We start from the raw sequence: 467 nt of genomic DNA on the forward strand, positions 1-467 counted from the left end.
GACCATCGGTGCCCCGGTACACCACACACCCGCTCTTCGTCGCACTACGTGCCCAACCGCAATACAGTGGCGGCATGTCCAAGCGTCGCAACCGTCATAGTCGTGGCCAGCGCGGGCCCGTCGTCTTGCCTCGCTCCTACGGCGGACGCATCGACCGCGTTGATCCCACCCACGCCGAGTTTTTCACGGCCTGTCTGACGCAGGCCGTTCAGCAAGTACACATGTCGTGCCCGGGGATCCTTGACAACGTTGTCGTCGGGGCTGAGGATGTCCCGACCATGCCAGACTGGACGGAGGGGCGGGTACCGCTGTCCTCTGCCGTCGACGGTAGCGAGCACTCCCCCGCCAAAATTGTCATCTATCGACGACCCCTCGAGTTAAGGACGGCCAGTAGGCGCGGATTAGCCATCCTCGTTCATCGCACTCTCGTCGAACAGCTCTCAGCGCTGACTGGCACCCCAGTAGAG

Annotated in this window: 1 protein-coding gene; it reads left to right on the forward strand. The window is 63.0% G+C overall.

What is annotated here, in order from left to right; translation table 11 throughout:
• Positions 1-221: 221 nt before the first annotated feature.
• Positions 222-467, forward strand: a 246-nt coding sequence (locus LPA54_RS43185; RefSeq protein WP_368857902.1) for a metallopeptidase family protein, incomplete at its 3' end; no start/stop codon positions are given.

This window comes from Streptomyces sp. DH12, assembly GCF_020873895.1.
Lineage (GTDB): Bacteria > Actinomycetota > Actinomycetes > Streptomycetales > Streptomycetaceae > Streptomyces.